Source organism: Amycolatopsis sp. NPDC054798 (genome assembly GCF_053611505.1).
Genome location: NZ_JBSHAM010000050.1, coordinates 43,135 through 69,734, shown reverse-complemented (window position 1 = coordinate 69,734; position 26,600 = coordinate 43,135). Strand labels below are relative to the sequence as shown.

The 26,600-nt window shown below is 68.7% G+C and carries 26 protein-coding genes; 8 read left to right on the top strand and 18 right to left on the bottom strand.

The window, feature by feature from the left end; genetic code table 11:
- Positions 1 to 134: 134 nt before the first annotated feature.
- The 10 genes from ACWGIC_RS27675 to ACWGIC_RS27630 all read right to left on the bottom strand — a co-directional run bounded on the left by ACWGIC_RS27675 (position 135) and on the right by ACWGIC_RS27630 (position 8,082).
- The gene (locus ACWGIC_RS27675; protein ID WP_452078845.1) at positions 135 to 629 is read right to left on the bottom strand and encodes a hypothetical protein; all 495 of its coding nucleotides are present in this window, start codon (positions 627 to 629) and stop codon (positions 135 to 137) included.
- Positions 630 to 673: 44 nt separating this feature from the next.
- Complete coding sequence (locus ACWGIC_RS27670; RefSeq protein WP_452078844.1) at positions 674 to 1,162, bottom strand: hypothetical protein; 489 nt, start codon at positions 1,160 to 1,162, stop codon at positions 674 to 676.
- Between the two features lie 73 nt (positions 1,163 to 1,235).
- Entirely contained in the window at positions 1,236 to 2,033 is a 798-nt protein-coding gene (locus ACWGIC_RS27665; protein ID WP_452078843.1) for an ABC transporter permease, read from the bottom strand.
- Positions 2,011 to 2,874, bottom strand: coding sequence for a 2-aminoethylphosphonate ABC transporter permease subunit (locus ACWGIC_RS27660; protein WP_452078842.1), 864 nt, complete (start codon positions 2,872 to 2,874; stop codon positions 2,011 to 2,013). The genes ACWGIC_RS27665 and ACWGIC_RS27660 overlap by 23 nt, the downstream gene beginning before the upstream one ends.
- The gene (locus tag ACWGIC_RS27655; protein WP_452078841.1) at positions 2,871 to 3,938 is read right to left on the bottom strand and encodes an ABC transporter ATP-binding protein; all 1,068 of its coding nucleotides are present in this window, start codon (positions 3,936 to 3,938) and stop codon (positions 2,871 to 2,873) included. The genes ACWGIC_RS27660 and ACWGIC_RS27655 overlap by 4 nt, the downstream gene beginning before the upstream one ends.
- Positions 3,935 to 4,969, bottom strand: coding sequence for a 2-aminoethylphosphonate ABC transporter substrate-binding protein (locus tag ACWGIC_RS27650; protein ID WP_452078840.1), 1,035 nt, complete (start codon positions 4,967 to 4,969; stop codon positions 3,935 to 3,937). The genes ACWGIC_RS27655 and ACWGIC_RS27650 overlap by 4 nt, the downstream gene beginning before the upstream one ends.
- Complete coding sequence (locus ACWGIC_RS27645; RefSeq protein WP_452078849.1) at positions 4,966 to 5,652, bottom strand: phosphonatase-like hydrolase; 687 nt, start codon at positions 5,650 to 5,652, stop codon at positions 4,966 to 4,968. Before ACWGIC_RS27645 ends, ACWGIC_RS27650 begins: the two co-directional genes overlap by 4 nt.
- Positions 5,646 to 6,764 carry a TIGR03364 family FAD-dependent oxidoreductase gene (locus ACWGIC_RS27640; protein WP_452078839.1) on the bottom strand — a complete coding sequence of 373 codons (1,119 nt, stop codon included), beginning with the start codon at positions 6,762 to 6,764 and terminating at the stop codon, positions 5,646 to 5,648. The genes ACWGIC_RS27645 and ACWGIC_RS27640 overlap by 7 nt, the downstream gene beginning before the upstream one ends.
- 105 nt (positions 6,765 to 6,869) lie before the next feature.
- The gene (locus tag ACWGIC_RS27635; RefSeq protein WP_452078838.1) at positions 6,870 to 7,250 is read right to left on the bottom strand and encodes a DoxX family protein; all 381 of its coding nucleotides are present in this window, start codon (positions 7,248 to 7,250) and stop codon (positions 6,870 to 6,872) included.
- Between the two features lie 55 nt (positions 7,251 to 7,305).
- Complete coding sequence (locus tag ACWGIC_RS27630) at positions 7,306 to 8,082, bottom strand: GntR family transcriptional regulator (protein ID WP_452078837.1); 777 nt, start codon at positions 8,080 to 8,082, stop codon at positions 7,306 to 7,308.
- 76 nt (positions 8,083 to 8,158) lie between these two features.
- Here ACWGIC_RS27630 and ACWGIC_RS27625 point away from each other — a divergent pair, with 76 nt between their 5' ends.
- Positions 8,159 to 9,376 carry an APC family permease gene (locus ACWGIC_RS27625; protein WP_452078836.1) on the top strand — a complete coding sequence of 406 codons (1,218 nt, stop codon included), beginning with the start codon at positions 8,159 to 8,161 and terminating at the stop codon, positions 9,374 to 9,376.
- 288 nt (positions 9,377 to 9,664) lie between these two features.
- Positions 9,665 to 10,471, top strand: a complete 807-nt coding sequence (locus tag ACWGIC_RS27620) for a S1 family peptidase (protein WP_452078835.1) — start codon at positions 9,665 to 9,667, stop codon at positions 10,469 to 10,471.
- Positions 10,472 to 11,049: 578 nt separating this feature from the next.
- Here the strand turns inward: ACWGIC_RS27620 and ACWGIC_RS27615 are convergent.
- Entirely contained in the window at positions 11,050 to 11,511 is a 462-nt protein-coding gene (locus ACWGIC_RS27615) for a MarR family winged helix-turn-helix transcriptional regulator (protein WP_452078834.1), read from the bottom strand.
- A 61-nt stretch (positions 11,512 to 11,572) separates the two neighbouring features.
- Here ACWGIC_RS27615 and ACWGIC_RS27610 point away from each other — a divergent pair, with 61 nt between their 5' ends.
- Positions 11,573 to 12,466 carry an alpha/beta hydrolase gene (locus ACWGIC_RS27610; protein WP_452078833.1) on the top strand — a complete coding sequence of 298 codons (894 nt, stop codon included), beginning with the start codon at positions 11,573 to 11,575 and terminating at the stop codon, positions 12,464 to 12,466.
- A 3-nt stretch (positions 12,467 to 12,469) separates the two neighbouring features.
- On the opposite strand, the gene ACWGIC_RS27605 is transcribed toward ACWGIC_RS27610, so the two are convergent.
- Together ACWGIC_RS27605 and ACWGIC_RS27600 are read right to left on the bottom strand one after the other, a co-directional pair.
- Positions 12,470 to 13,576, bottom strand: a complete 1,107-nt coding sequence (locus ACWGIC_RS27605; protein WP_452078832.1) for an NAD(P)H-dependent flavin oxidoreductase — start codon at positions 13,574 to 13,576, stop codon at positions 12,470 to 12,472.
- An 8-nt stretch (positions 13,577 to 13,584) separates the two neighbouring features.
- Positions 13,585 to 15,180 carry an acyl-CoA synthetase gene (locus ACWGIC_RS27600; protein WP_452078831.1) on the bottom strand — a complete coding sequence of 532 codons (1,596 nt, stop codon included), beginning with the start codon at positions 15,178 to 15,180 and terminating at the stop codon, positions 13,585 to 13,587.
- Positions 15,181 to 15,254: 74 nt separating this feature from the next.
- Between ACWGIC_RS27600 and ACWGIC_RS27595 the strand changes: the two genes are divergently transcribed.
- Entirely contained in the window at positions 15,255 to 16,043 is a 789-nt protein-coding gene (locus ACWGIC_RS27595; protein WP_452078830.1) for a crotonase/enoyl-CoA hydratase family protein, read from the top strand.
- Positions 16,044 to 16,259: 216 nt separating this feature from the next.
- On the opposite strand, the gene ACWGIC_RS27590 is transcribed toward ACWGIC_RS27595, so the two are convergent.
- Positions 16,260 to 17,789: an acyl-CoA synthetase gene (locus ACWGIC_RS27590; protein ID WP_452078829.1), complete on the bottom strand. Its 1,530-nt coding sequence runs from the start codon at positions 17,787 to 17,789 to the stop codon at positions 16,260 to 16,262.
- A gap of 81 nt (positions 17,790 to 17,870) precedes the next feature.
- Here ACWGIC_RS27590 and ACWGIC_RS27585 point away from each other — a divergent pair, with 81 nt between their 5' ends.
- The 3 genes from ACWGIC_RS27585 to ACWGIC_RS27575 are packed head-to-tail and all read left to right on the top strand — an operon-like array spanning position 17,871 to position 21,073.
- Positions 17,871 to 18,854, top strand: coding sequence for a Zn-ribbon domain-containing OB-fold protein (locus ACWGIC_RS27585; protein ID WP_452078828.1), 984 nt, complete (start codon positions 17,871 to 17,873; stop codon positions 18,852 to 18,854).
- Positions 18,855 to 18,860: 6 nt separating this feature from the next.
- Positions 18,861 to 19,913 carry a thiolase domain-containing protein gene (locus tag ACWGIC_RS27580; protein ID WP_452078827.1) on the top strand — a complete coding sequence of 351 codons (1,053 nt, stop codon included), beginning with the start codon at positions 18,861 to 18,863 and terminating at the stop codon, positions 19,911 to 19,913.
- On the top strand, positions 19,910 to 21,073 hold the full coding sequence (locus ACWGIC_RS27575) for a thiolase domain-containing protein (RefSeq protein WP_452078826.1): 1,164 nt from the start codon (positions 19,910 to 19,912) through the stop codon (positions 21,071 to 21,073). Before ACWGIC_RS27580 ends, ACWGIC_RS27575 begins: the two co-directional genes overlap by 4 nt.
- 24 nt (positions 21,074 to 21,097) lie before the next feature.
- On the opposite strand, the gene ACWGIC_RS27570 is transcribed toward ACWGIC_RS27575, so the two are convergent.
- The 3 genes from ACWGIC_RS27570 to ACWGIC_RS27560 form a co-directional block, all read right to left on the bottom strand.
- Positions 21,098 to 22,123, bottom strand: coding sequence for a YhjD/YihY/BrkB family envelope integrity protein (locus tag ACWGIC_RS27570; protein WP_452078825.1), 1,026 nt, complete (start codon positions 22,121 to 22,123; stop codon positions 21,098 to 21,100).
- Between the two features lie 49 nt (positions 22,124 to 22,172).
- Positions 22,173 to 22,958: a transglutaminase-like domain-containing protein gene (locus ACWGIC_RS27565; RefSeq protein WP_452078824.1), complete on the bottom strand. Its 786-nt coding sequence runs from the start codon at positions 22,956 to 22,958 to the stop codon at positions 22,173 to 22,175.
- Between the two features lie 66 nt (positions 22,959 to 23,024).
- Complete coding sequence (locus ACWGIC_RS27560; protein ID WP_452078823.1) at positions 23,025 to 24,251, bottom strand: cytochrome P450; 1,227 nt, start codon at positions 24,249 to 24,251, stop codon at positions 23,025 to 23,027.
- Positions 24,252 to 24,507: 256 nt separating this feature from the next.
- Here ACWGIC_RS27560 and ACWGIC_RS27555 point away from each other — a divergent pair, with 256 nt between their 5' ends.
- Complete coding sequence (locus ACWGIC_RS27555; RefSeq protein ID WP_452078822.1) at positions 24,508 to 25,638, top strand: steroid 3-ketoacyl-CoA thiolase; 1,131 nt, start codon at positions 24,508 to 24,510, stop codon at positions 25,636 to 25,638.
- A 125-nt stretch (positions 25,639 to 25,763) separates the two neighbouring features.
- Here the strand turns inward: ACWGIC_RS27555 and ACWGIC_RS27550 are convergent, their stop codons facing one another.
- Complete coding sequence (locus tag ACWGIC_RS27550; RefSeq protein WP_452078821.1) at positions 25,764 to 26,141, bottom strand: VOC family protein; 378 nt, start codon at positions 26,139 to 26,141, stop codon at positions 25,764 to 25,766.
- Positions 26,142 to 26,600: the final 459 nt, after the last annotated feature.

Below are 26,600 nucleotides of genomic sequence, written 5' to 3'. Positions count from 1 at the left end.
GCCTTGACAAGCACCCCCGCGCCGTCGTCACAATCGGCTTCGGGGTGCCCCGAGCAGCACCCACGGCAATGTCGCCGCCAGGCGACGAGCCCCCCTGACCGAACGACCCCCCGACGAGCCGTCCGACCGCCCCGTCACCGAGCAGGAGACTGCTTCAACACCACAACCCGATCCCCAATAGGCGCAGCCAACGGCACCGAAATCACCGGATGCCGCAAATCCATAGTGCACATCTGCCCGGTCTGCGCCTTGGTCTCGCTCAAATCCACCACCACCCGCTGCGGAGTCTGCTCAGTAGCGGCCCCAAGCGCATGCCCACACCCCCCTTCCTCAGCCCGCACCACGAGCACCTTCCCCCCGCTGTCCGAATAAACCTCCTTAGGAAACGTCTTAGGCAGCGCAGTCCCGTCAACCCGGTTGTCCGGCACCCGCACCGCCCCAGGAGGCGGATTGAACTGCGGTTTACCCGTAGGCGGCGCCGAAACGCTGCCGCTCGCCGGCGCAGTCTCGGTCCCGGACGCTGGTGCGTTCGCCATGCCCGCCGGGCTGCCGCACGCGGCCGCCATGGTGAGCACCAGTGCCGCGCCTGCCAGTCGTGTCGTTCCGATCAGCTTCGTCGAGTACCTCATGCTCCCTGGACGGTACGACCGCCCCGCCGGGTTGCACCCGATCTTCACGAACCGGCCCGCAGCACCAATTGACGTCCCCCCAGCGGTGCGGCGAGCCGGACCGGCAGCGAAATCTCCCGCACATGCATCGGGCACATCTGCCCGTGCGGCGGCTTGGTCTTAGTCACCAGCACGACAACCTGAGTCGCCGTCTGCTCCCCCGCCTTCGCACTGAGCTTGTCGCATCCGCCCTCCTCGGCCTGGATCACCACCACAGCCCCACCCTCCGCGAGGGTGACATCGTGCGGGTAATCAGCCGGCAGTGCCGAAGCATTGACCTGCCCAGCCGCGGGCGCGGTATCCCCAGGCGGCGGCCCCTGCGTCGGACGGCTCTTCGGCGGCGCTGTCACTGGCGGCGGCGAAACCGACGGCGACGAGGGCACCGCCACCGAACTGGACACCGAGCTGGACGCCGGGCTGGAGGAAACCGGCGCAGCCACGGTCCCGTTGCCCCCGCACGCCGCGACCGTCAGCAGCAGCGCGCTCGCTCCCACAATTTTCCCTGTTGTCCGCATGCATCGCGGACGGAATCGGCACCGGAAAGGTTGCATCCGAGCGAAAACTATTTCACCGAGCCGAAGCCTTCCCCCGCACGAGCCCCAGCAGCACCACCCCAGCCAGCGTCACCACCAGCAACAGCACAGTGCTCGCCGAAGCCAGGAACACCTGTCCCCGGTCGGTCAGGGAGAAAATGGTCGCCGGGAGCGTCCGCCAGTCCGGCGGGTACAGCATCATCGTCGCGCCCAATTCGCCCATCGACATCGCCAGCGCCAAACCGGCCGAAGCCGACATCGCGGGCAGCAACACCGGCAACCGGACACGCAGCAGCACCCGCAACGGACGCGCGCCAAGACTCGCCGCGGCCTGCGCGAGCAGCGGGTCAACCCGTTGCAGTGCGGCGGAAACCGTGCTGTACGCGAAGGGCAGCAGGATCATCAGGTGCCCGGCCAGCACGATCCAGCGCGTGCCGTTGAACGCCAGCGGCGGCCGGCTGAACGCCACCAGCAAGGCGAGCCCCAGCACCACCGAAGGCACCGCGATCGGCAGGTGGAACAGCGAATCCGCGATCCGGCGCAGCCGCGGCGGCGCGTGGTCGACGGCCAGTGCGGCCCAGGTTCCGAGCACCACCGAGACCAGCGATGTGATCACCCCGGTCTGCGCGCTCACCGACAGGCTCGCGAACGTTTCGCCGGACAGTGCCTCGGTGTAATGCGCGCCGGTGAGCCCGCTGGGCAGCACACCCGTCCAGCTTCCGGCGAACGACGCCAGGACGATCATCACCAGCGGCGCAGCCACCACACCGAGGAAAACCACGCCGAACGCCAGCCACACCAGCAACCGGCTACGCCGCGTCCACAGCAGCACGGCGGCCTCCTCTCCCGACCACGCGCCGGTAAACCGTGTAGAGCACCAGCGAAAGCACCACGTTCACCACTGCGACCACCGAAGCCGCCGGGAAGTCGAAGGTGACGATTCCCTTGCCGTACACCAGCATCGGCAATGTCGAGACGCCCTTCGCACCGAGGAACAGGACGATGCCGAACTCGTTCATCGTCAGCAGCAGCACCAGACACGCCCCGGACGCGAGCGACGGCAACGCTTCCGGCAGCACAACCCGCCACAGCACCCGGCCCGGCCGCGCGCCGAGGCTCGCCGCCACCTCCAGCTGCGCGGACGGAACCTGACTGAACGCAGCGAGAGCGGGGCGCATCACGAACGGCGTGTAGAAGGTGATCTCGGCGAGCAGCACACCCCACGGCGAGTACAGAAAACCTGCGGTGCCAAAGATTCCCGCGCCGCCGTAGAGAAACGTGAAGGCCAGCGCGATCAGGAACGACGGGAACGCCAGCACCGTGTCCACCAGCCGCGCCAGCAATGTCGCCCCGGGGAACGGGACGAACGCGACAACCAGCGCGAGGAAACCGCCGAGCAGTACACAGCCGGCCATCGACCCTAAGGCCAGCAACACCGTCTGCCACACCGCGCGGCCGAATTCCGGCGAGGACAGCACTTGCGTCCACACTGACAAGCCGACGCTGCCGTCCTGCGCGGTGAACGACTGCAGGATCACCAGCACCAGCGGGTAGCCGAAGAACCCGGCGACCACGATCGCGGGCGGGAGCAGCCAGCCGATCCGGTACCGGCGGGGCCGCGCGCCGCGCCGGGTCGGGGCGAGTGCGGCAGTCCCGAGGGCGAGGCCGGTCATCCGCCGACTCCTACCAGCGGGCAACCGTCCGGAATGGACACCCCGACCCGGTCGCCGACGGCAGGCAGCACGGGACTGTCCGGCACCTCGGCGCGGATGTCGCAGACCTCGTCGGTGAGCCGCAGGTCGAGCCGGTACCCGGAACCGCGCCACTGCACGCCGCGCACCAGAGCCGGGAAGGTGCCCGGCCCGGGTTCGCCGACCGAAATCCGGTGCGGCCGAACGCCGAGCGCCACCGGTCGTTCCGGCTGGAGGGTGCCGGATGGTTCCGCGGACAGCTCTCGCCCGGCCAGCCGGACCGTCGCAACCGTTCCGTCCGCGCGCACCAGTTCGACCGGGATGAGGTTCGCCGCGCCGAGGAAACTCGCGGTGAACTCGGTGGCCGGACGGCGGTAAAGCTGTTCGCACGGACCGAGTTCGACCAGCCGGGAGTCGCGCAGCACCGCGATCCGGTCGGCGAGTGCGAGAGCCTCGCTCTGGTCGTGGGTGACGTAAATCAGCGTCGTGTCCGGCAATTCTGCCCGCAGCCGCAGCAGTTCCGCGACCATGTCCTCGCGCAGCGCGGCGTCCAATGCGGACAGTGGCTCGTCGAGCAGCAGCACGTTGGGCCGGATCGCCAGCGCCCGAGCCAGCGCGACCCGCTGCTGCTGCCCACCGGACAGCTCACGGGGATACCGGCGCGCGTACTCGCTCATCCCGACCAGTTCCAGCACCTCGCCGACGCGCTGCATCACGTCCGTGCGGCGCATCTTCCGCGCCTTGAGTCCAAACGCGACATTGTCGGCGACGCGCTGGTGCGGGAAGAGCGCGTAGCTCTGCACCACCACGCCGAGGCCACGCCGGTGCGGCGGCAGGTCGGTGACGTCCTGGCCGTCGAGCAGCACCCGTCCGGCGCTCGGCCGGAGGAACCCGGCGAGCGCCTTGAGCGCGGTCGACTTGCCGGAGCCGGACGGTCCGAGCAACGCCAGTGTTTCCCCGCGCGCCACCGAAAGATCCAGCGGGGCAAGCGCTTGCGTCGCTCCGAAGTGGACGGATACGCCGCGGAACTCTACTGCCGGAGTCACTGTCCGGTGGCCTTCCGGTACGCGGCGAGGTCGGCGTCGAGGCGGCCGAGGACGGTGTTCCAGTCCGGGGTCCAAATGTCCACTCCGGACATCGCGGCGGTGATCTTCTCCGCCTTCGGGCCCTGCGGCTTGACGTCGGAGCGGGCCGGGATGCCGTACGCGTCGCTGGCCTTCGCCTGGGTTTCCGGCGAGAACAGGAAGTCGAGCAGTTTGCGGGCGTTGTCGGCGTGCGGCGCGTTGTTGACCAGCCCGGCGAAGTACGGCAGCGCGAAGGTGGACCGCTTGCCCTGCGCGTCGGCCGGGAAGAACACCGAGAACCCGCCGCTCTTGTCGATCTCGGCGAGGTTCATCTGCAGATCGCCGTTCGCGACGAGCACCTCGCCCTTCGCGACCTTCGGCTGAAGCTTGCCGGTGGACGACGACGGGCCGACGTTGTTCGCCTGCAAGCGGCCGAGGTAGTCGAGCGCGCCCTGGTCGCCGAAGACATGCTGGGCCTGCAGCAGCACCGCGGTTCCATCACCCGCCTCACCGGGCGTGGAGTACTGGAGCTTGCCCTTGTACTTCGGGTCGAGCAGGTCGTTCCAGGTCTTCGGGGCCGGGTTCGCCTGCTGCGGGTTGTAGATGAAGCTGAGGTAGTTGTTCATCATCGCGTAGTAGCGGCCCTGCGGGTCCTTCTGCGCGGCCGGAACCTGGTCGGCGCCCTTCGGCGTGGACGCGGCGAGCAGTCCTTCCTTCGCCGCCTGCTGCACGAACGGCGGGAGCGTCACGAGGACGTCCGCCTGAGTGTTGGCCTTTTCCTTGCCCACGCGCGAAACGACCTCGGCGGAACCGGCCGTGACCGCTTGGACGGTGATCCCGGTCTGCTGTTTGAACTCGGCGAACCGGGCGTTGTACCAGTCCTCCAGCCCGTCCGCGGTGTACACGGTGACGGTCTGGTCGCCGGACGCGCCGCCCGCCGTGCCGCCGCACGCGGACAGCAGGCCGACGAGGGTCGCGGTGAGAGCGACGACGGCCGCTTTTCGGATTCTCATGACTGGGCAGCTCCTTCGAGCACGGCGGGGAGGGCGGAGACGGAGTCGAGGACGTGGGTGGCGCGCGCGGCTTCCAGCTCGCCGCGGTTGCTGGCGCCGGTGAGCATTCCGGCGACGATTCCGGCGCCGGCGGTGAGACCGGTGCGGACATCAGCGGGGGTGTCGCCGACGACCGCGATGTTGCGGACGTCGGTGACCTGCAGTTTCAACGCCGCAGCGAGGACGAGGTCGGGATAGGGACGGCCGCGCACGCCGTCGCCGGGAGCGAGCGCGAGGTCGGCGAGGTCGCGCCAGCCGAGCGCGTCCAGCAGCGCGCGCTGAGTCGTGGGCGCGAAGCCGGTGGTGAACGCGACCCGGACACCCTGGTCGCGCAGGCCGCGGATGATTTCCTCGGCACCGGGGATCGGCTTGCACTCCCCGGCCTCGACCAGGCGTCCGTACGAGCCTTCGAATTCGGCGTTCGCGCGCTGGGCGAGGTCTTCGTCGCCGAGCAGCGCGCGGAACACGGTGATTTTCGACTGGCCCATGGTTTCGCGGACGTAGCCGAGCATCCCGGCGTATCGTTCGTCCTCTTCGGACACTCCGGCGGCGGCGATCGCCGCGGTGAAGGCACGTTCTACCAGTCCGTCGTCCGCGACGGTGGTTCCGGCCATGTCGAGCACGACGAGTTCGGTGGTCACCAGCCCAGCTCCTTTGCGGTGTCTTCGGCGATTGCGGGCGAGCAGGTCATTCCCCGGCCGCCAGGGCCGGTGACGAGGAAAGCGTTGCCGGACAACTGTTCCCGGTGCACTACCGCGGCTTGGTCGGTTGCCTGCGCATACACACCGGCCCAGCGTCGGCGGATCTTCGGCAGCGACCGGCCGAGCAACGCGCCCGCCACCTCGGCGAGGTGTTCATACGGGTCTTCGGTGACGTCGAAGGAAAACGGCTGCGCGTACTCGTGCGTGTCGCCAATGGTGAGCGAACCGTCGCGGCGCTGCACCATCAGCAGCTGCATCGCGTTCTGCGCGGCGATTTCGCCCTGCGGCTGGCCTTCGTTCATCGCATCGAGCGCAGCGCCGCGGTAGGCCGGGTAGTACCGGAAGCTGTCGCCGTCCGCGACGCTGGTGGGCAATGGCTCGTCCAGCGGTTCGGTCTGCGCCATCTGCAGCCGGACCCGTCGCACCGGAATCTCGCCCGCGATCTCGCGGACCAGGCCGCCGAGCCACGCGCCGGTGCAGAACACCACGACGTCGCCTTCGTGCCGCTCGCCGTGGTCGTCGACGACGCCGTTTTCCGTTAGCTTCCGCACTTCGCGGCCCGGCAGCCAGCGATAGCGACCGCTGGCTTCAAGTGCTGCGCGAAGGGCAGGCTGCGCGGTCCTCGGTTCGACAGCTGCGTCGCGCTCACACCACAACGCGCCGGTGAAGTTGCCTCGCAGAGCCGGGTTCAGCGCCCGGGTCTCCTTCGTGTCGAGGAGTTTGAAGCCGCGTTCAGCCGCCTCCGGCCCGGCGACGACCTCCTGCGCGACGGCCAGCTCGGCGTCGGTGCGGATGACCGTCAGAGAGCCGTTGGGCCGGAAACCCAGCGCGGGCACGCGTTCGCCGATCCGCTCCCACAACTCCCGGGCGCGCACCGCCGTCTCCAGCTCTGGACCGGAGGCGCGGCCGCCGACCCAGACGAGCCCGAAATTGCGGACGGACGCTCCGCGCGCCTCCGGCTCGCGTTCGAGCTGGAGTACTTCGTGACCGCGTTCCACGGCCTGCCAGGCGTGCTGGGTGCCGAGCACGCCGCCGCCAACGATGAGGATTCGCACGGCCGCAACAGTCGCCGCCCGCGCTCAACGGAGCCTGTCGGCACGGGGAACGCTAGATGAAGCGGCCTCGAATATTGGACCGGATGAGTTACCGTTCTGTTATCTTCACAGCCTGCCCGCGGCGACGAACACGCACACCGCCAGGATCACGACATTCGCCGCCACGTTGCGGTACTCCGCCGACCGGTGCTCAGTGACGGCCAGCCGCAGGTGCCCCGCCATCGCACCGGCCATCACCACCGCCAAGCCGACCGCGGCCCATCCGGTGAGCACTGGAGCGATCCCGGTCAGCCTCGGAAGAATCAGGCCGGCCACCGCGACGAGTTCGCAGATCGCGGTGAAGCGCACGACCGGCATCGGATACGCGGCCACTCCGGTCTGCCCCGTCTCGAGCAGCCGCTGCCGCGACATCGTCGACTTCAGCACGCCGGACAAGGCGAAAAGCAAGGCCAGAGCCGCCTGAGCGGTCCACAGCGCGATTTCCATGGTTGTCCCTCCGTTCGGCACGGAGGGAACGAACCGGCGGCGCGGAATGTGACAGCTACTCGACGCGATTCAGTCGCGTGACGAAACTCAGCCGGTCACCGCGGTAAAGCGACCGGACCCGCTCAAACGGCTCGCCGTCCGGACCCCACGACACGCGGTGCAGCAGCAGCATCGGCAAAGCCGGGTTCGTGCCGATCAGCAGCGCCTCCCGGGGCGTCGCGAGCACGGTCTCCACCCGTTCCTCGGCTCCCTCGAAGACCACGCCCAGTTCGTCGCGCAGGAACGCGTACAGCGACTGCTCCGGATCGAAATCCTCGTCCAGCGTCGGGAACTTGTCGGCGCGGAGGAAGGTTGATTCGAGGCCGACGCGCTCGTCGTCGGCGAGCAGCACGCGCTCCAGGTGGATCACCTCGGCGGCCGGTTCGATCTGCAGGTCGGCGGCCAATCCGGTGCCCGCGGCGCGGCGTTCGAGCGTGATGAGCGTACGGCCGGGCCGGATGCCTTGGCGGCGCAGGCCTTCGGTGTAGCTGACGAGCGCGAGCGGCTGGACCAGCTTCGGCGCGGCGACGTACGTGCCGCTCCCCTGCCGTCGCGACAGCCTGCCTTCGAGGACGAGTTCGCCCACCGCCTGCCGGACCGTCGCGCGGGACACCTCGAACCGCTCGCACAGTTCGCGTTCCGTCGGCAGCGCGCTGCCTTCGCCCAGTTCGGCGATGACGGCCAGCAGTTCGACCTTCACGGCGTAGTAGCGCGGCACGCGGCCGTGATCCGGGATGCCGTCGCGGACCGGTCCGTCGGCGGACAGGCGGGACAGCGGCGAAGACGTGGGCACGAGACCCGAGCCTATGCCAGACGGGCGGCGCGTGGTTCGCTGTCTCGCGAACTGACCCCCACGGGAGGAATCCGCAATGCCTTTGGCTCGCAGGCTAGGCCTCGCCGACGCCGTTTTCATCGGACTCGGTTCGATGATCGGCGCCGGCGTTTTCGCCGCCTTCGCCCCGGCCGCGCGCGCCGCGGGTTCGGGATTGCTTCCTGCCCTCGCCGTGGCCGCGTTAGTCGCCTACTGCAACGCGACTTCTTCCGCCCGTCTTGCCGCGCTGTATCCGGAATCGGGTGGCACCTATGTGTACGGACGCGCTCGGCTCGGTGAATTTTGGGGATACATAGCGGGTTGGGGCTTCGTCGCCGGGAAAACGGCGAGCTGCGCCGCGATGACGCTGACCGTCGTCGCTTACGCCGCGCCCGGACTCGGCCAGCCTTGGCGGAGTTTGCTCGCGGTGGCCGTGATCGGCTTGATCACCGGCGTGAACTACTTGGGCGTGCACCGGTCCGCGCTGGCGACCCGGGTGATCGTTTGCGTCACCCTGGTGGTGCTCACCCTGGTCGCGGTTTTCGGATTCTCCGGCGAGCACGTTTCCCCGTGGTCCCCGTTTCACGGCGGCGGAGTGCTCGAAGCGGCCGGGTTGCTGTTTTTCGCCTTCGCCGGTTACGCCCGGCTGGCCACTCTCGGTGAAGAAGTCCGCGATCCCGCCCGCACGATTCCGCGCGCGATTCCGCTCGCTTTGGGACTCACGCTCGTGGTGTACGCCGTGGTGGCGGTGGTGCTGCTGGTGACATTGGGGCCGGACGGAATCGGCACGAGTCCCGATCCGCTCGCTTCCGCCGTGCCATGGCTGTCGCCGGTCGTTCGAATCGGCGCGGTGGTGGCCGCGTTGGGCTCTTTGCTGGCCTTGGTGCTGGGCGTCTCGCGGACCACGCTCGCGATGGCGCGGGACGGGCACCTGCCGCGGTTCCTGGCTGCGGTGCATCCCCGGTTTTCGGTGCCGCACCGGGCGGAGCTGGCGGTTGGCGTAGTGGTCGCGGTGCTGGCCACGACGACGGATTTGCGTGGTGCGATCGGGTTTTCGTCCTTCGCGGTGCTCGCGTATTACGCGGTGGCGAACGCTGCCGCGTTGACGCTGCGCCGGGACGAGGGGGCCGCGCCGAAGATCGTCGCGGCCGGCGGGTTGGCGGGATGTGCGGTGCTGGCGTTCAGCCTGCCGATCGCTTCGGTGCTCAGTGGATGCCTGGTGCTCGGGCTGGGCGTGGTGGCGTACTTGGTGCGCCGCCGACGGATCGCGGACTGACCGGCCGGTTTTCCTTTTCCGGCAAGAGGTTTCCTGATCCGGTGCGCGAAAGTCCCCCTCGCTCCGCCCTCGCCCGGTTACTCCGATAAGCACGCATCCCCAGGTCAAGACCGCTTTTACCGTTGTCTTCCGCTCCGAAATCTGCCGGATCCGGTGAAGAATCCGAAAGATCCGAAGAAAGTTGGTTGTCCACTTACCGCCGCTCTGGTGTAGTCGATTCGTCACCGCACGACACCTCCCCGCCCCGGGAGCGGAAGCTCCACAGTGGACACCGGAAGGACAATCCCCTTGGCCGACAAGAGAAACTTCAGCATGCTCACGCGAGTTCTCGCCGGTGCCGCGGCACTCGCGGCCGCCGCCGGGTTCGCGACGCCCGCCGTGGCGTCGACGCCGTCTCCGGGCGCGGAACCTCAGGTCGTCGGCGGAACTCGCGCCAGCCAGGGAGAATTCCCGTGGATGGTCCGGCTTTCGATGGGCTGCGGCGGCGCGCTGTACACGGACCAGATCGTGCTGACCGCCGCGCACTGCGTCGACCGCACCGGGGCGGATTCGTCGATCACCGCGACGCTCGGTGTCGTCGACCTGCAGAGTTCGAGCGCGAAAAAGGTGCGCTCGACTTACGTCTACCGCTCCCCGACGTACGATTCCACCGGCGGCGACTGGGCGCTGATCAAGCTCGCGAGCCCGGTGACCGGCATCCAGACGCTGCCGATCGCGAAGAACGCCGACAACAACTCCGGCACGTTCACCATCGCCGGCTGGGGCGCGGCCCAGGAAGGCGGCGCGCAGCAGCGCTACCTGCTGAAGGCCGAGGTCCCGTTCGTGGACGACTCGACGTGCCAGTCCCAGGGCGGCAGCTACACCGACCTGAAGCCGGAAGCGGAACTCTGCGCGGGCAACCTCGACACCGGTGGCGTCGACACCTGCCAGGGCGACTCCGGCGGCCCGATGTTCCGCCGCGACGAAGCGGGCGAATGGGTCCAGGTGGGCATCGTCAGCTGGGGCGACGGCTGTGCCCGGGCCCACGCTCCCGGCGTGTACACCGAGGTGAGCACGTTCGCCTCCGACATCGCCGAGGCGGCCGGGAAGATCTGACGAGCTGAGCTGAGCCGGGTGCGGGAGACTCCACTGGGGTTCCGCACCCGGCTCGCGCAGACGTCTCCGGCGGCGGTTCGCTTGCCACCGCGGCTTGCCCGCGACGCATCCGCTGCAGCTCGCTGCTCGGTTGATGGCTCGCGCCTCGCTCCGCGAGAATGATCAGCGCTGGTGCCGTCCTGCGGCCGTGCGGCGTTTCCTCTGCGGCGATGCTCAACACTGCCGCCACATGCGGCGCTTCTGCCGCGAATCGCGATCTGGCTGCCTCGCACCCCGCCCGTCGAGCGCGGCGATCCCCCGCTTCGACAATTCACAACCGCCCCGGGCATACGCGACGCATCCCCACGACTCAACGTGCGGCGACGGCTCGCACGCCGCCTCGCGAGCACGATCAGCGCTGCCACTCGCCAGGAGATCATGCTGCGTCTCGCACCCCGGAGCGTGCTTCCCCGCCTGGCACCCCCGCCACGCGCCTCGCCTCGCGAGCACCACCATTCGCCCCGACCGCCGCCAGAACCGCAACAGCACAAACCGGGCCCGGCCCGGCAAGGACGACCACCGCCCCGAACCCCTTCCGACTACCCCGCCGGAAGCCCCACGTTCCGCTCCTCCAACTCCCCTCGAAGCGCAGCCAGCACCGCGATGACCGCCGCGGCCTGATCCCCGCTCACCACCGAGCCGATCAACTCCTCGAGCTGCTCCCGGAATGTCTCCTCCGCCGCCTCCGCGAGATCGCGCCCCGCAGGCGTCAGTTCGACGAGCGACGAGCGCCGGTCCTCGGGATTCGGCACGCGCCGCACCCAGCCGCGCGTTTCGAGCCGGTCGATGCCCTTGCTGGTCGCCCCGATCCCGATGGCGAAGTTCACCGCGAGGTCCGCGACCCGCGACTGCGGATGCCGCTGCAGGTACCGCAGGAACTCGAACTGCGACGCGACGATCCCGTGCCCGGCCTTGAATCGCTCGTTCAGCGCGTTGTAGATCCGGGTCTCGCACCGCACCAGATGGTCGAAGAGCTGCTCGTTTGCCGAAGTACCTGCCACGGCATATAGTCTAGCATTACATGCCTCGGCATATACTTCCGAAGAATCTTGAGGAGAGCGGATGAGCAGGGACCAGCGCCGCGCGGTGGACGAGAAGCTGCGGCAGGCACCGCAGGGGTCCGAGCCGTCGTCGATCGACCAGATGCGGGCCGGGTTCGCCGCGCTGATGAGCCAGTTCCCCGTCCCGGCAGAGCCGCGGCAAACGCCGACCACGCTCGCCGGGCGACCGGCCGTCCTCGTCGAGCCGCGGGGAGAGCCGCGGCCGGGCACGATCCTGTACTTCCACGGCGGATCGTTCTCGCTCGGATCCCCGCACACGGCGATGGCGCTGACGGCGAACCTGGTCCAGCGCACCGGAATCCGCGCGCTGTCGCTGGACTACCGGCTCGCGCCCGAGCACCCGTTCCCGGCCGGGATCGAAGACTGCCTCGCCGCTTACCGGAGCCTGCTGGAGGACACCGGCCCGTCCTCGATCGTCTTCGCCGGGGACTCCGCGGGCGGCGGCCTCAGCGTGACCACCACCCTCGCCGCCCGCGACGCGGGACTGCCGGTGCCTGCCGGGATCGTCGCGTTCTCACCCGGCCTTGACCACACCCGCACCGGGGCGTCGATGGTGACGAAGGAGGACCGCGACCCCTTCTTCACCAGGGAGAGCATGGGCCGCACCGGCGAGCTGTACCTGGCCGGCGCGGATCCCGCCCAGCCGCTGCTCGCCCCGGCGGTCCACGCCGACCTGACCGGTTTCCCGCCGATCCTGCTGCAAGTCGGCACGAACGAGATCCTGCTGGACGACTCGGTCCGGCTGGCGGAACGAGCCCGCGCCGCGGACGTCGACGTGATCCTCGATGTCACCGCCGACGTCCCGCACGTCTTCCAGACCTTCACCGACACCCTGGACGAAGCGAATCAAGCCCTTGACCGGGCCGCTCTCTTCATCAAACAGCGCCTGGCCTGAGTTTCAGCGGATCTTGTCCAACCGGGAAACCGTGTCCTCGAATCCCCGCACCAGCTCCGCCATCACCTCGGCCACCGGGCGGACCCGGTCCATCCTGCCGACGATCTGCCCCACCGGCATCGACACCACCGACGGGTCCGCGGCGGCGTGGATCCGGTTGTGCGCATGGGAAACCAGCAGGTTCTGCAACGGCATCGGCAGCGGTTCCGGGGCACCCGGCGCTGCCCACGCCTCCGTCCACCGGGTTTTCAGCAGGCGAGCAGGCTTGCCGGTGTAGATCCGGGTTCGCACGGTGTCCGCGGAGGTCGCCGCGACCAGTGCGTTCTGCATTGCCTCCGATTCGGGCATCGTCTGGAGGTACTCCTCCGTCGCGAGCCAGTACGAGCCCATCCACGCGCCGGACGCACCCAGCGCCAAGGCGGCGGCGACCTGGCGGCCGGAGCCGATGCCGCCGGCCGCCAGCACCGGGGCGCGGTCGCCGACGGCGTCCACGATTTCCGGGACCAGCACCATGGTCGCGATTTCCCCGGTGTGGCCGCCTGCCTCATGTCCTTGTGCGACAACCAGATCCACGCCGTTGTCGACGTGCCGGGCGGCGTGCGAGCCCTTGCCGGCGAGAGCGGCCACCGGGACGCCCGCGTCGTGCGCGCGGGTGATCACGTCGACCGGGGGCGATCCCAATGCGTTGGCGATCAGGCTGATCCGGTGGTTCAGCGCGACGTCCACATGGGACCGGGCGACCGAGTGCAGCCAGCCGAGGACCCCGGCGCGTTCGTCGGTGTCGTCCGGCAGGGGCGGGACCGAAAGATCCTTCAGCACTTTGTCGACGAACGCCCGGTGGCCGGGCGGGATCAGCTCGTTCAGATCGGTCTGGGTGCCTTCGGAAGGGATCTTGGCCGGCATCACGATGTCGACGCCGTAAGGCTTTCCGTCTGTGTTTTCGTCCATCCAGGACAGCACCGCGTCGAGTTCGGCGGCGTCGTTGAACCGGACGCAGCCGAGCACGCCCATGCCGCCCGCCCGGCTGATCGCGGCCGCGACGTGTTCCGACGGGGTGAATCCGAAGATCGGCACCTCGATGCCGAACCGGTCGCACAACGATGTGCGCATGCGCCCTCCTAGGCGGGTTCGTGTTCGGCGGCGTACCGCTGGGCCCACGGATAATCCGGTTTGCCGCTCGGCGAACGGCCGATTTCCTCGGCCAGCCACACCGTGCGCGGCACCTTGTATCCGGCGATCTCGGTGCGCACGTGCGCTTCCAGCGCGGCCAGATCCGGCCGCACGCCGGGGCGCGGCTGGACGACGGCGGCGACGCGCTGGCCGAGCCGGTCGTCCGGGATGCCGATGACCAGAGCGTCGAAAACGTCCGGATGCGATTTCAGCGCGCCCTCGACTTCTTCGGGATACACCTTTTCGCCGCCGGTGTTCACGCACTGCGATCCCCGGCCCAGCAACGTAACCGTGCCGTCTTCCTCGTAGCGGGCGTAGTCGCCGGGCACGACGTAACGGACGCCGTCGATTTCGGTGAAAATGGTGCGGCTTTTCTCCGGATCGCCGTAGTAGCCGAGCGGGACGTGCCCGCGGCGGCCGATCAGCCCGATCGCGCCGGGTTTCGGTTCGACCAGCTTGCCGTCGTCGTCGAGCAGGATGGCGTCCTTGCCGAAGTTCACCCGCGGACCCGCCGAATGGTCGGAATCCTTGCCCACCATGCCGATTCCGGTGAACCCGCTCTCCGAAGAGCCGATCGCGTCGGTGATCACGACGTTCGGCAGCATCTCCAGGAATTCCTGTTTCACCGAATGCGAGAACAGTGCCGCGTGGCTCGACACCGCGACCAGCGACGAGGCGTCGTAATCGCCGGAGCGGTACGCGTCCACGAGCGGCCGCGCCATCGCGTCGCCGACGATCGTCAGCACCTGCACCTTGTGTTCCTGCACCGCGCGCCAGACGTCGTGCGCGTCGAACTGCGGGACGAACACCACCGGGCTGCCGGTGAACAGCGCGCCGAACGCGGCCCACTGCGCCGCTCCGTGGATCAGCGGCGCGGCGGGCAGCCTCACGAGCGAACCGGATTTGCCTTGTTCGCTGAGCGTCCATTCGTCCGGCACGTACTCGCCGGTGACGAAGTTGATGCCCCCGCCGAGTGCGCGCCAGATGTCCTCGTGCCGCCACAGCACGCCCTTGGGGTAGCCGGTGGTGCCGCCGGTGTAGAGGATGTACAGATCGTCGGCGCTGCGCTCGCCGAAGTCGCGTTCGTCCGACTCGGCCGCGAGCGCCGACTCGTACTCGACGCCCGTCTCGTACGGCGTGTCCGAACCGTCCTCGACGACTACAACGTGTTTCAGTTTTGGTGTTTCCGGCAGCACTGCCGCCACCCGGTCGGAGTAGCGCCGCTCGTGCACCAGCGCCACCAGGTCGGCGTTGGTGAACAGATAGCGAAGCTCCCCGTGGACGTAGCGGTAGTTCACGTTCACCGCGATCGCGCGCAGTTTGTACGCGGCGAACATGGCTTCCAGTGCTTCGATGGAGTTCCGGGAATAGACACCGATGTGGGAGCCGGGTCCCACGCCGTGCGCGGCCAGGTGGTGCGCCAGCCGGTTCGCGCGCTTCTCCAGTTGCGCGAAGGTGACCTGGCGCTGTCCGCACACGACCGCGACGCGTTCCGGCACGGCGTCGACGGCGTGCTCGAGTAGATCCGCGATGTTGAGTGCCACGCACCCAAAGTAGAACATGTTATCGTTCTGGGCAATGATCCCGATGACCCCGGTCCGCTGACAAGGAGGCCCCGGTGGCCGAACCCCACGCACTCGTCGCACTCGAAGGCCGCACGCTCGTGGTGACGATGAACCGCCCGGAAGCCCGCAACGCCCTCACCGGCGAGATGCTTTCGATCATGGTCGAGGCCTGGGACCGGGTGGATTCCGACGACCAGGTGCGCAGCTGCGTCCTGACCGGCGCGGGCGGCGCGTTCTGCGCCGGCGCGGACCTGAAATCCATGTCCCGCAACGCTCCGGACAAATCTTTCGCAAACGGTTCCTTCGACCCGAGCCGCATCGAGGGCCTGCTGAAGGGCCGCCGTCTGACGAAACCGCTCATCGCCGCCGTCGAAGGCCCGGCCATCGCGGGCGGCACGGAAATCTTGCAGGGCACCGACATCCGGGTGGCCGCCGAAAGCGCGAAGTTCGGCGTCTCCGAACCACGCTGGGGCTTGTTCCCGATGGGCGGCTCAGCCGTGCGGCTGCCCAGGCAGATCCCGTACACCGTCGCCGCCGACCTCCTCCTCACCGGCCGGCACATCACCGCCGCGGAGGCACGCGACATCGGCCTGGTCGGCCACGTCGTCCCCGACGGTCAAGCGCTGGCTCGCGCGCTGGAACTCGCTGAACTGATCAACGACAACGGCCCGCTGGCGATACGCGCGATCCTCAAGACCATCCGCGACACCGAAGGCATGCACGAGGAGGAAGCGTTCAAACTGGACGCCAAATACGGCATCGAGGTCTTCGCCTCCGCCGACGCGAAGGAAGGCCCGAAAGCCTTCGCCGAAAAGCGCAAACCTAACTTCCAAGGCCGCTGACGACCGTCCGCGAGGGGAACCCCGCCGCCGCAACGCACCCAATGTGGCGTTCGGTGCGTCACATGCACCCAATGTGGCGTTCGGTGCGTCAGACGCACCCAATGCCACATTGGGGCGCTAGCCAGCCCCGCCACCCACCGCAGCCGGAGCACCCGGCCCGCCCAAGCACCCACACTCCCCCGCGCCGTCGTCGCAATCGGGCTTCGGGGCGCCCTCTCAGGACACGTACTGCTCCCGCAACTTCCGCTTGTACAGCTTCCCGTTCGGATCCCGAGGCAACTCCGGCAGATAATCCACCGACCGCGGCAGCTTGAACCGCGCCAGGCGAGTTTCGGCGTAGGCAAGCAACTCGGCGGTCAATTCCGGAGACCCCTCGACCCCGTCCGCGGGCTGCACCACCGCCTTGATCTCCTCGCCCCAATCCTCGTGCGGAATCCCGAACACCGCGACATCCGCGACCTTCGGATGCATCACCAGTTCGCCCTCGATCTCCGCCGGATAAATATTCACCCCGCCGGAAATGATCATGTCGGCCTTGCGGTCGTGCAGGAACAGATACCCGTCCTCGTCAAGATGCCCGACGTCCCCGAGCGTGAACAGATCCCCGACCCGAGCCTTCTCCGTCTTGGCCTTGTCGCGGTGATACTCGAACTTGGAGTCGCCCATCTTCATGTACACCGCGCCGGTCTCGCCAACCGGCACCTCGTTCCCAGCGTCGTCCAGGATCCGGATCGTCGACCCCGGCCACGGCAACCCGACCGACCCGGGCTTGCGCAGCCAGTCCTCGCCGGAAATCACCGTCCCGCCGCCTTCAGTCGCCGCGTAATACTCGGTAACGACAGGTCCCCACCAGTCAAGCATCTGCCGCTTGACCTCAATAGGACAAGGCGCCGCCCCGTGAATCATCACGCGCAGCGAACTGAGGTCGTATTTCGCCCGCACGTCGTCCGGCAAAGCCAGCAACCGGCGGAACTGCGTCGGCACCATATGGCTGTGCGTAACCCGATGCCGCTCGATCAACCGCAGCATTTCCTCGGCGTCCCACCGGTCCATCAGCACCGCGGTGTGCCCCAGCTGCAGCGAAATAGCCACGAAATTGAGCACCGCCGTGTGATACAACGGCGAACCGCACAGATGCACGTGACCGTCGAACGGCTGCAGCCCGAACACTCCGAAGAACCATGTCGACGCGGCAGGCACCTGATCCGGGTCCGCCCCGGTCAGTGGCCGCTTCACGCCCTTGGGCCGCCCAGTCGTGCCAGACGTGTAAAGCATCGGCGACCCGGCGGTCCGGTTGTCCGGCCGCGCGTCGCCCAGCCCCGCGCCGAGTTCCTCGACGCGACGGAAGCCGGCCACCGAGCCGACCGAGAACCGCGCCGAAGCGGGCAGCCCGGCCTCGTCGGCCGCAGCCACCGCGACGTCCGCGAACCGTTCGTGGGCCAGAAAGGCCTTTGCCCCGCTGTCGGCGAGGATGTACGCCACTTCCGGCCCGACGAGATGCCAGTTCACCACCACCACGTACAGCCCGGTCTGGATCGCCGCGAAGTACGCCGCGACCAGGTCGTCGCCGTTCGGCAGCAGCAGCACCACCGAATCGCCGACGCCGAGGCCCAGCTCGCGCAGCCCGGAGGCGTACCGGTTGGCTTTCGCCGTCAGATCGCCGTAGGAGATTTCCCGCCCGTCCGGATCAACCAGCGCCACCCGGGCGGGCTCGGCCGCGGCGATGGTCCACAGTCCCAGGTCCATAGCATCCAAATCTAGAACGCGTTCCACATTGGCACAACAGGTTCCTTGCCTCGGATTCGAGAACGTGTTTCACTCGGAGCCGTGACGGTTTCGGATGCCCCTCTGTCGGCGCCGCTCAACGTCGGCTTCGACTACACCCGTTCGACCGGCCCGGTGCTCGGCCGGTTCGTCAACGCGCTGCGCGAACGCCGGATCGAAGGCGTGCGCGGCAGCGACGGACGCGTGCACGTGCCGCCGGTCGAGTACGACCCGGCCACCGCGGACCCGTTGACCGAGTTCGTCCCGGTCGCCGACGAAGGCACCGTGGTTTCCTGGTCCTGGTGCGCGGATCCGCTCGACGGCCAGCCGCTGTCGCGTCCGTTCGCCTGGGTGCTGGTGAAACTCGACGGCGCGGACACCAGCCTGCTGCACGCTCTCGACGCCGGTTCCCCGGACAATGTCCACATCGGACAGCGAGTGCGCGTGCGGTGGGCTGACGAAACGGTCGGCCACATCCGCGACATCGCGTACTTCCTGCCCGCGGACGCGCCGGACACCACGCCCACCGAGGCTCCCCCGCCGGTGGCGGAACGCGAGGAAGGTGCGCCGGTCAGCGTGATCATCACGCCAGTGCACCTGAAATACCAGCACTCCGCGTCGCCGGAGGAAAGCCGGTATCTGCGCGGTCTCGCCGAAGGACGGATGCTCGGCCAGCGCTGCCCGGCGTGCGGCAAGGTCTACATCCCGCCGCGCGGCGCGTGCCCGGTGGACGGCGTGCCGACCACCGACGAGGTGGAACTGCCCGACACCGGCATCGTGACGACGTTCTGCATCGTCAACGTGCCGTTCCTCGGCCAGCGCATCAAACCTCCGTACGTCGCGGCGTACATCCTGCTCGACGGAGCCGACATCGCCTTCCTGCACTTGGTTCTCGGCTGCGCCGCCGAGGAGGTCCGGATGGGCATGCGCGTGCGCGCCAACTGGCGGCCGCGCGAGGAATGGTGGACGTCGCTGGAGAACATCAGCCACTTCGAGCCCACCGGCGAGCCGGACGCCGCGTACGAGACCTTCGCCCACCACCTGTGAGGAACCATGCCTGAAGTAGCCGTAGCCGGTTTCGCGCAGGCGCCCAACGTCCGGAAGACCGAGGGCACCACGAACGGCGTGGAAATGCTCGTGCCGATCCTCGCCGAGGCGTTCGCCGCCACCGGACTGTCCAAAAAAGACATCGGATTCTGGTGCTCCGGTTCGTCGGATTACCTTGCCGGACGCGCTTTTTCGTTCATCGCCGCGGTCGACGCGCTGGGTGCGTTCCCGCCGATCAACGAGTCCCATGTGGAAATGGACGCCGCCTGGGCGTTGTATGAGGCCTGGCTGAAGATCCGCACCGGCGAAGTCGACACCGCGCTCGTGTACGGCTTCGGCAAAGCCAGCGCCGGACAGCTCCGCCGGGTCATGGCGATGCAGCTGGACCCGTACCTCGTCACTCCACTGTGGCCGGACTCTCTCGCGATCGCTGGCCTCCAGGCCCGGTTGGGACTTGAAGGCGGATTGTGGTCCGAAAAGGACCTCGCCGAAGTCGCGGCCCGCTCGCGTGCCGACGCGGCGAACAACCCGGCCGCTCAGTTGTCCGGAACCGTCGACGTCGCCGATCTGCTCGACACCCCGTATGTCGCCGATCCCCTTCGTGCACATGACATCGCGCCGGTGACGGACGGCGCGGCGGTGATCATCCTGGCGTCGGAAGAACGAGCGCGCGACCTCGTAGAGCGGCCCGCGATCATCTCCGGGCTGGAGCACCGCATCGACTCCCCCGTGCTTGGTGCGCGCGACCTCACGCGTTCCCCGTCCACCGCTTTAGCCGCGGCCCGGCTGGATCTCGACGGTGTCGAACTGGCCGAACTGCACGCGCCGTTCACGCACCAGGAACTCATCCTGCGCCGCGAACTGGATCTCGACGACAACTTCCGGATCAATCCGTCCGGCGGTGCGCTCACCGGGAATCCGATGTTCTCCGCCGGTCTCGCGCGGATCGGCGAAGCCGCAGCGCGCATCCATCGCGGCGAGGCGGCCAAGACGCTCGCCCACGCGACCAGCGGACCTGCCCTGCAGCAGAACCTCCTCGCCGTGCTGGAGGCACGATGACGAAACAGCTCGCCGCGGTGCTCGGGACCGGGCAGACGCACCACCGCGCGAAGCGCACCGACGTGTCGATGGCCGGTCTGCTCCGCGAAGCGATCGACCGCGCGATGGTGGACGCCCAGGTCGGATGGGACGACATCGAAGCCGTCGTGATCGGCAAGGCACCGGACCTCTTCGAGGGCGTCATGATGCCCGAACTGTTCCTCGCGGACGCATTGGGCGCGAACGGGAAACCGTTGATCCGCGTGCACACCGCGGGTTCGGTCGGCGGGTCGACCGCGCTGGTCGCCGCTTCGCTGGTCCAGTCCGGCGTGCACCAGCGCGTGCTGACGGTGGCGTTCGAGAAGCAGTCCGAATCGAACGCGATGTGGGGCCTGTCGATCCTGCCGCCGTTCCAGATGCCGGTCGGTGCCGGAGCCGGCGGATACTTCGCACCGCACGTGCGGTCGTACATCCGCCGTTCCGGTGCGCCGGAACACATCGGGGCGATCGTGGCGGCGAAGGATCGGCGCAATGGCGCGCTGAATCCCTTCGCGCACTTGCAGCAGCCCGACATCACGGTCGAGTCGGTGCAGGCCTCGCAGATGCTGTGGGATCCGATCCGCTACGACGAAACGTGCCCGTCCTCCGACGGCGCCTGCGCGATGGTGCTCGGCGACGAAGCCGCCGGGGACGCTGTGCCGGGTGGCGCGGCGTGGATCCACTCGACGGCGATGCGGACCGAGCCCACGACGTTCGCCGGACGCGACCAGGTCAGCCCGCAAGCCGGTCGCGACGCCGCCGCCGCGTTGTGGCGCGACGCGGGCATTACCGATCCGCTGTCCGAAGTGGACGTCGCGGAGATCTACGTGCCGTTCTCCTGGTTCGAGCCGATGTGGCTGGAAAACCTCGGCTTCGCGGCCGAAGGCGAGGGCTGGAAGATCACCGAGGCCGGCGACACCGCGCTCGGCGGACGGCTGCCGGTGAACCCGTCGGGCGGCGTGCTGTCGTCGAATCCGATTGGCGCGTCCGGGATGCTGCGGTTTTCCGAAGCGGCGAAACAGGTGATGGGCCGCGCTGGCGACTACCAGGTCGACGGTGCCCGGATCGCGATGGGACACGCCTACGGCGGCGGCTCGCAGTACTACAGCATGTGGGTCGTGGGCTCCGAAAAGCCCTCATGAGTGATCCAGCCGGGTAGCACCGGCTCAAGAGTCCTTTCGCCGCCCCCTCAACGCGAACAACGTCCCCAACGCGCCGACCATCGCGCCCAGCACCGCAGCCTTCGCGCTGTTCTGCTTGGGCGCGATGATCGGCCGCAGCTGCGTCGCGACCGGGGGCTGGATCGGTTTGCGCGGAGCGTCGCGGGCGGTGGCGGTCCAGGCGGTGATGTACACGAGCATCCGCGCGATCAGCGAGATGAAGAACAGCAGACCGATCACCGAACCGAACGCGACGCCGGACGGCGACTTGCTGATCAGGTTCAGGTAGAACCCGCCGGCCAGTTTGAGCAGTTCGAACCCCACCGCGGCGGCGACCGCGCCGCGCATCGCGCTGCGCCAGCCGACGCGTTCCCTCGGCAGCCGCGTGAGCACCCAGAGGAACACCATCCAGTCGGCGAGCAGCGCCAGCGGCACCGAGACGAACGACAGCAGGTTGTGCCCCCAGCTCGTGTCCTCGACGCCGACCAGCCCCAGCAGCGAGCGGCCGACCGCCGTGCCGGACACCGAGATCCCGAACGACACCAGCAGCGCCGCGGCGAGGCCGAGCAACGCCAGCACGTCCATGAGGATCGTGCGAAGCAGCGGTCCCTCGGACCGGTTCTGGCCGTACATCGCGGTGAGCGCGTCCCGCAGCGCGTTCATCCAGTTCCAGCCGGAGTACAGGCCCACGACCAGACCGGCGACCCCGACGCCGGTGCGCTGCTCCACGAACCCGGTCAGGATCGACGACACCTGCGAGCCGATCGGGCCGGGCAGCGAACCGGAAATGCCGCGTACCAGCGCGTCGAGCAGATGCGGCTGCGACGCGAGCACGAACCCGGCCGCCGACGACGACAGCATCAGGATCGGCACCAGCGACAGCAGGCTGAAGTAGGTGATCGACGCGACGTAGTGGTAGCCGCCGTAGTCGATGTACCGGTTGGTGGCCCGGGCGATGTGGTCAAGCCATCGGTACCGGGCACGCGCACGGGCCCATCTGCTCGGCCCGGGGGTCTCGCGGGAACGCTTCACTGTCCCTGTCTACCCAGCGGACGCGCTGTTTGTCGCAAAAGACACGCATTCAGGCCAGTACGACCGGGGCGTGCCCGTCGTCACGCGGCAGCGGTTCGTCGGTCGTGGCGAAGACGGTCGCGCCGAGGAAGTCGAGTTCGCACCCCAGTGTCGCGAGGAACGGGGTGTCGGCGGCGTCGCGTCCGGTCGCGATGCGGAGCATGGTCTGGCGCGGGGCCAGGCGGGTGGCGTCGAAGACGTACCAGCGGCCGTCGATGCCTGCCTCGAAGACCGCGTGGAAGTCCATCGGCTGCAAACCCGGTGCGTACACCGACGTGTAGCGCGCGGGAACATCCACGAGTCGGCACAGTGCGATGCACACGTGCGCGAAGTCGCGACACACGCCTGCGCCAGCGAGGAGCGTGTCGATGGCGTCGTGAGTGGGGCCGCCGGAGCCGACGGTGTACATGAGCCTGCGGTGTACGTGATCGACGATCGCTTGCACTCGCGCCCGCGCGTCCGGCAGATCGCCGATGTCCGGCGGCAGCAAGCCGCTCATCCGATCGGACGGGCAGTACCGGCTGGGCCGGGTGTACCGCGCGATGTCGGCGAGCGTGACGGTTTCGGCGTTGCCTCGGTGCAGCACGCGTTCTCCGTGATAGGCGACGCGATGCTCGCCCTCGGCGAGGTCGTACACCTCCGCACGCGTGCCGTGTTCGAACTCGGCGGTGCGTGCGGAACCGGCGTCGGACACCGTGAGTTCGCCGGCGTCCGCGCGCACGGCGGCGACCGAGATCGCGGCGAGACCGGGTTTCGTCACCCGGACGCCGAACTCCGCGTCTACCGTCGTGCGCACGGGGCCATCATGCCGGTGCGCGGTGCTCCCTGCCGAGCAAGCATTGCGCCCGGGCGTTTCGCCTGCTCAGGCGTAGCGGACCTGGTAGTGCTTGATCCCGTTGAGCCAGCTGGAACGCAGCCGCTCGGGCGCGGCGACCTCGGCGATGCCGGGCATCACGTCGGCGATCGCGTTGAAGATCAGGTCGATCTCCAGCCGGGCCAGGTTCGCGCCGATGCAGTAGTGCGAACCGGTGCCGCCGAAGCCGACGTGCGGGTTGTCCTCGCGCAGGATGTCGAACTCGCCGGGCTTGTCGAAGACTTCGGGGTCGAAGTTGGCCGAGCTGTAGAACATCCCGACGCGGTCGCCCTTGCGGATCTGCGCGCCGCCCAGTTCGGTGTCGCGCGTGGCGGTGCGCTGGAACGCGACGACCGGCGTCGCCCAGCGGACGATCTCGTCCGGCGCGGTCTTGGGGCGCTGTTCCTTGAAGATCTCCCACTGCTGCGGGTGGTCCAGGAACGCCTTCATGCCGTGCGTGATGGCGTTGCGGGTGGTCTCGTTGCCCGCGACGGCCAGGAGGATCACGAAGAAGCCGAACTCGTCGGAGCCGAGCGATTCGCCGTCGACGTCGGCCTGGACGAGCTTCGTGACGATGTCGTCCATCGGGCAGCGGCGGCGGTCCTCGGCCATGTTCCAGGCGTAGCCGACGAGTTCCGCCGACGCGGCGATCGGCTCGAGGTCGTATTCCGGGTCGTCGTAGGCGATCATCTGGTTGGACCAGTCGAAGATCTTGAGCCGGTCCTCCTGCGGCACGCCGATCAGCTCGGCGATCGCCTGCAGCGGCAGCTCGCACGCGACGTCGGTGACGAAGTCGCCGGAGCCCTTCTTCTTGGCCTCGGACACGATCCGCTCGGCGCGGTCGCGCAGGGTGTCCTCGAGTTTCGCGATCGAGCGCGGGGTGAACCCCTTCGACACGATGCGGCGGAGCTTGGTGTGCTGCGGCGCGTCCATGTTCAGCAGGACGAGCCGGTTGGCGTCGAGGCCTTCGGCGGTCATCTGGTCGTCGAACCGGATGATCGCGGTCTTTTCCCTCGACGAGTAGAGCTCGCTGTCGCGCGAGATCTCCTTGACGTCGGCGTGCCGCGTGACGACCCAATAGCCGTCGTCGCCGAATCCGGCGGTGTTGTGCGGCTGAGGGTTCCACCAGACGGGCGCCGTGCGGCGGAGTTCGGCGAACTCCTCCAGGGGCAGCCGGCTGGCGTAGAGGTCCGGATCGGTGAAGTCGAAACCGGCGGGCAAAAGCGGGGCTGCCACGGCTTGGCCTCCTGCGCGGGATCGGCGGTGATACCCAACTGCAACGCGTTCTATGACCCCAGTAGAGCATACGGTGTTAACCAACGGAACCCGCTTGAGTGAAACCTGTTTACTTTACCGTTCCAGAACCAATCCGTGCAGGTGAGCGCTTGCTCAGGAGTTGATGATCGACTTCCGCGCTGCCGTGCGTTCACTTGTCAATAACAGGAACGTGTTCTAGTTTTGCGAGGGACGGAGCCTTGGAAAGGGGACACTCGTGGGCGAACCGGTGATCGTGGCCGCGGCACGCACGCCGATCGGCAAACGCGGCGGCTGGCTGTCCGGGCTGCACGCGGCCGAACTGCTGGGCGCGGCGGTGCGCGGGGTGGTCGACCGGGCGGGCATCGATCCGGCCCAGGTGGAGCAGGTGATCGGCGGAGCGGTCACGCAGGCGGGCGAGCAGTGCGGCAACCTGACCCGCACCGCGTGGCTGCACGCGGGCCTGCCGGAATCGACCGGGGCCACGACGATCGACGCGCAATGCGGTTCGGCGCAGCAAGCCGCGCACCTCGTCGCGGGTTTGATCGCCGCGGACGCGATCAGCGTAGGCGTGGCGTGCGGAGCGGAGGCGATGAGCCGGGTTCCGCTGGGCGCCAACCGAGGCGAGGGCGTCGGCTCCCCGAAACCGGACTCGTGGTCGATCGACATGCCGGACCAATACGGTGCGGCAGAACGGATCGCGGCCCGGCGAGGCATCACGCGCGAGGACGTCGACGCTTTCGGGGTCCGGTCGCAGGCCAACGCCGCGGCTGCTTGGGCGGCCGGGCATTTCTCCCGGGAGATCGTGCCGGTCACGACGGAAGCCGGTGTGGTGGACCGGGATCAGGGACTGCGAGAGACCACAATGGAGGGTCTGGCGCGGTTGAAGCCGGTGGTGCCGGACGGAATCCACACGGCAGGCTCGTCGTCCCAGATCTCCGACGGCGCCGCGGCGGTGCTGATCATGGACGCCTCGCTGGCCCGCTCGCTGGGCCTGCACCCGCGAGCGCGGATCCGGCGGCAGGCACTGGTCGGCGCGGAGCCGTACTACCACCTGGACGGCCCGGTCCAGGCGACGACGCGGGTACTGGACGCGGCCGGGATGAAGATCGGCGACGTGGACCTGTTCGAGGTGAACGAGGCGTTCGCGTCGGTCGTGCTTTCGTGGCAGCGCATGCACAATCCGGACGAGTCGCTGGTGAACGTGAACGGCGGTGCGATCGCGCTGGGGCATCCGGTGGGGAGCACCGGGGCGCGGCTGTTGACGACTGCGTTGCACGAACTGGAGCGCCGGGACAAGACGACGGCGCTGGTGTCGATGTGCGCTGGCGGGGCGATGGCTACGGCCACGATTCTGGAACGGATTTAGGCTGCTGGCCCGGGTCGAACCGGCCCGGGCTGGCGTCCGTTGGCTTCGGCGGACCGCTGCGCTGGGCGTCTGCGGACGCCTCCTCGGGGCGGGTTTCCGCTGGCGCGCTGATTCGTCTTGGCGTGCTAGGGCCGGTCGTCTGTCCAGAAACAGAACGGATGTCCAGCCGGGTCCAGCAACACCCGGACGTCCTGCTGCGGCTGAAACTCCGCCACTCGGGCTCCCGCGGCGACTGCTTTCGCGACTGCGGCCTTTAATGCCGCTCGGCCGTCGACCTCGAAGTCGAGGTGCAGTTGCAGCTGCTGGTCGCCGGGACCGGCTGGCCACACCGGTGGTACGTAGCGTGGCTCCAGCTGAAACGACAGTCCCGTGCCGCCGCCGGGTGGGCGCAGGGTGACCCAATCCGGCTCGTCGGTGCCGATCGGCCAGCCGAGCAGTTCCCGGTAGAAGTCGGCCAGGGCCCGGGGTTCCGGCGCGTCGAGCACGGTGGACGTGAGTTTCATCGGTTCAGGTTAGGGCTTGAGCGGGGCCGGGTTCGGGCCTCAAGCGGGCCCGGGTTCGGGGCTCGAACGGGCCCAGATCGGGGCCTGAAGTGAGCCCAGGTCCGGGGCTCGAGCGGCTTCGGCGGATCGTTCGCCAGCGCTCCCAGCCGCCCCACTCGCACCGTCCGCCCGGTCTCGGCGGGCACCCGGGCAGGGTGGCCTCGCCGCCCTGGGCAGCTCGGTAAAACCGTCCGGTGCCGTGCCTCTCAAGCCGCGTGACGCGACCGCATCACCTCGCCAGCTCGCCACGCCACCCGGCCGACTCGCTCGCCCGGCCAACACCACCGCGCCACCCGACCGCCTCACCTCAATCCAGCCAGCCCACCGCGCCACCCGACCGCCTCACACTCCCGATCGACACCACCGCGCCACCCCAAATCACCTCACCTCAACCGGCCAACCGCCGCCCAACCCGGCCCG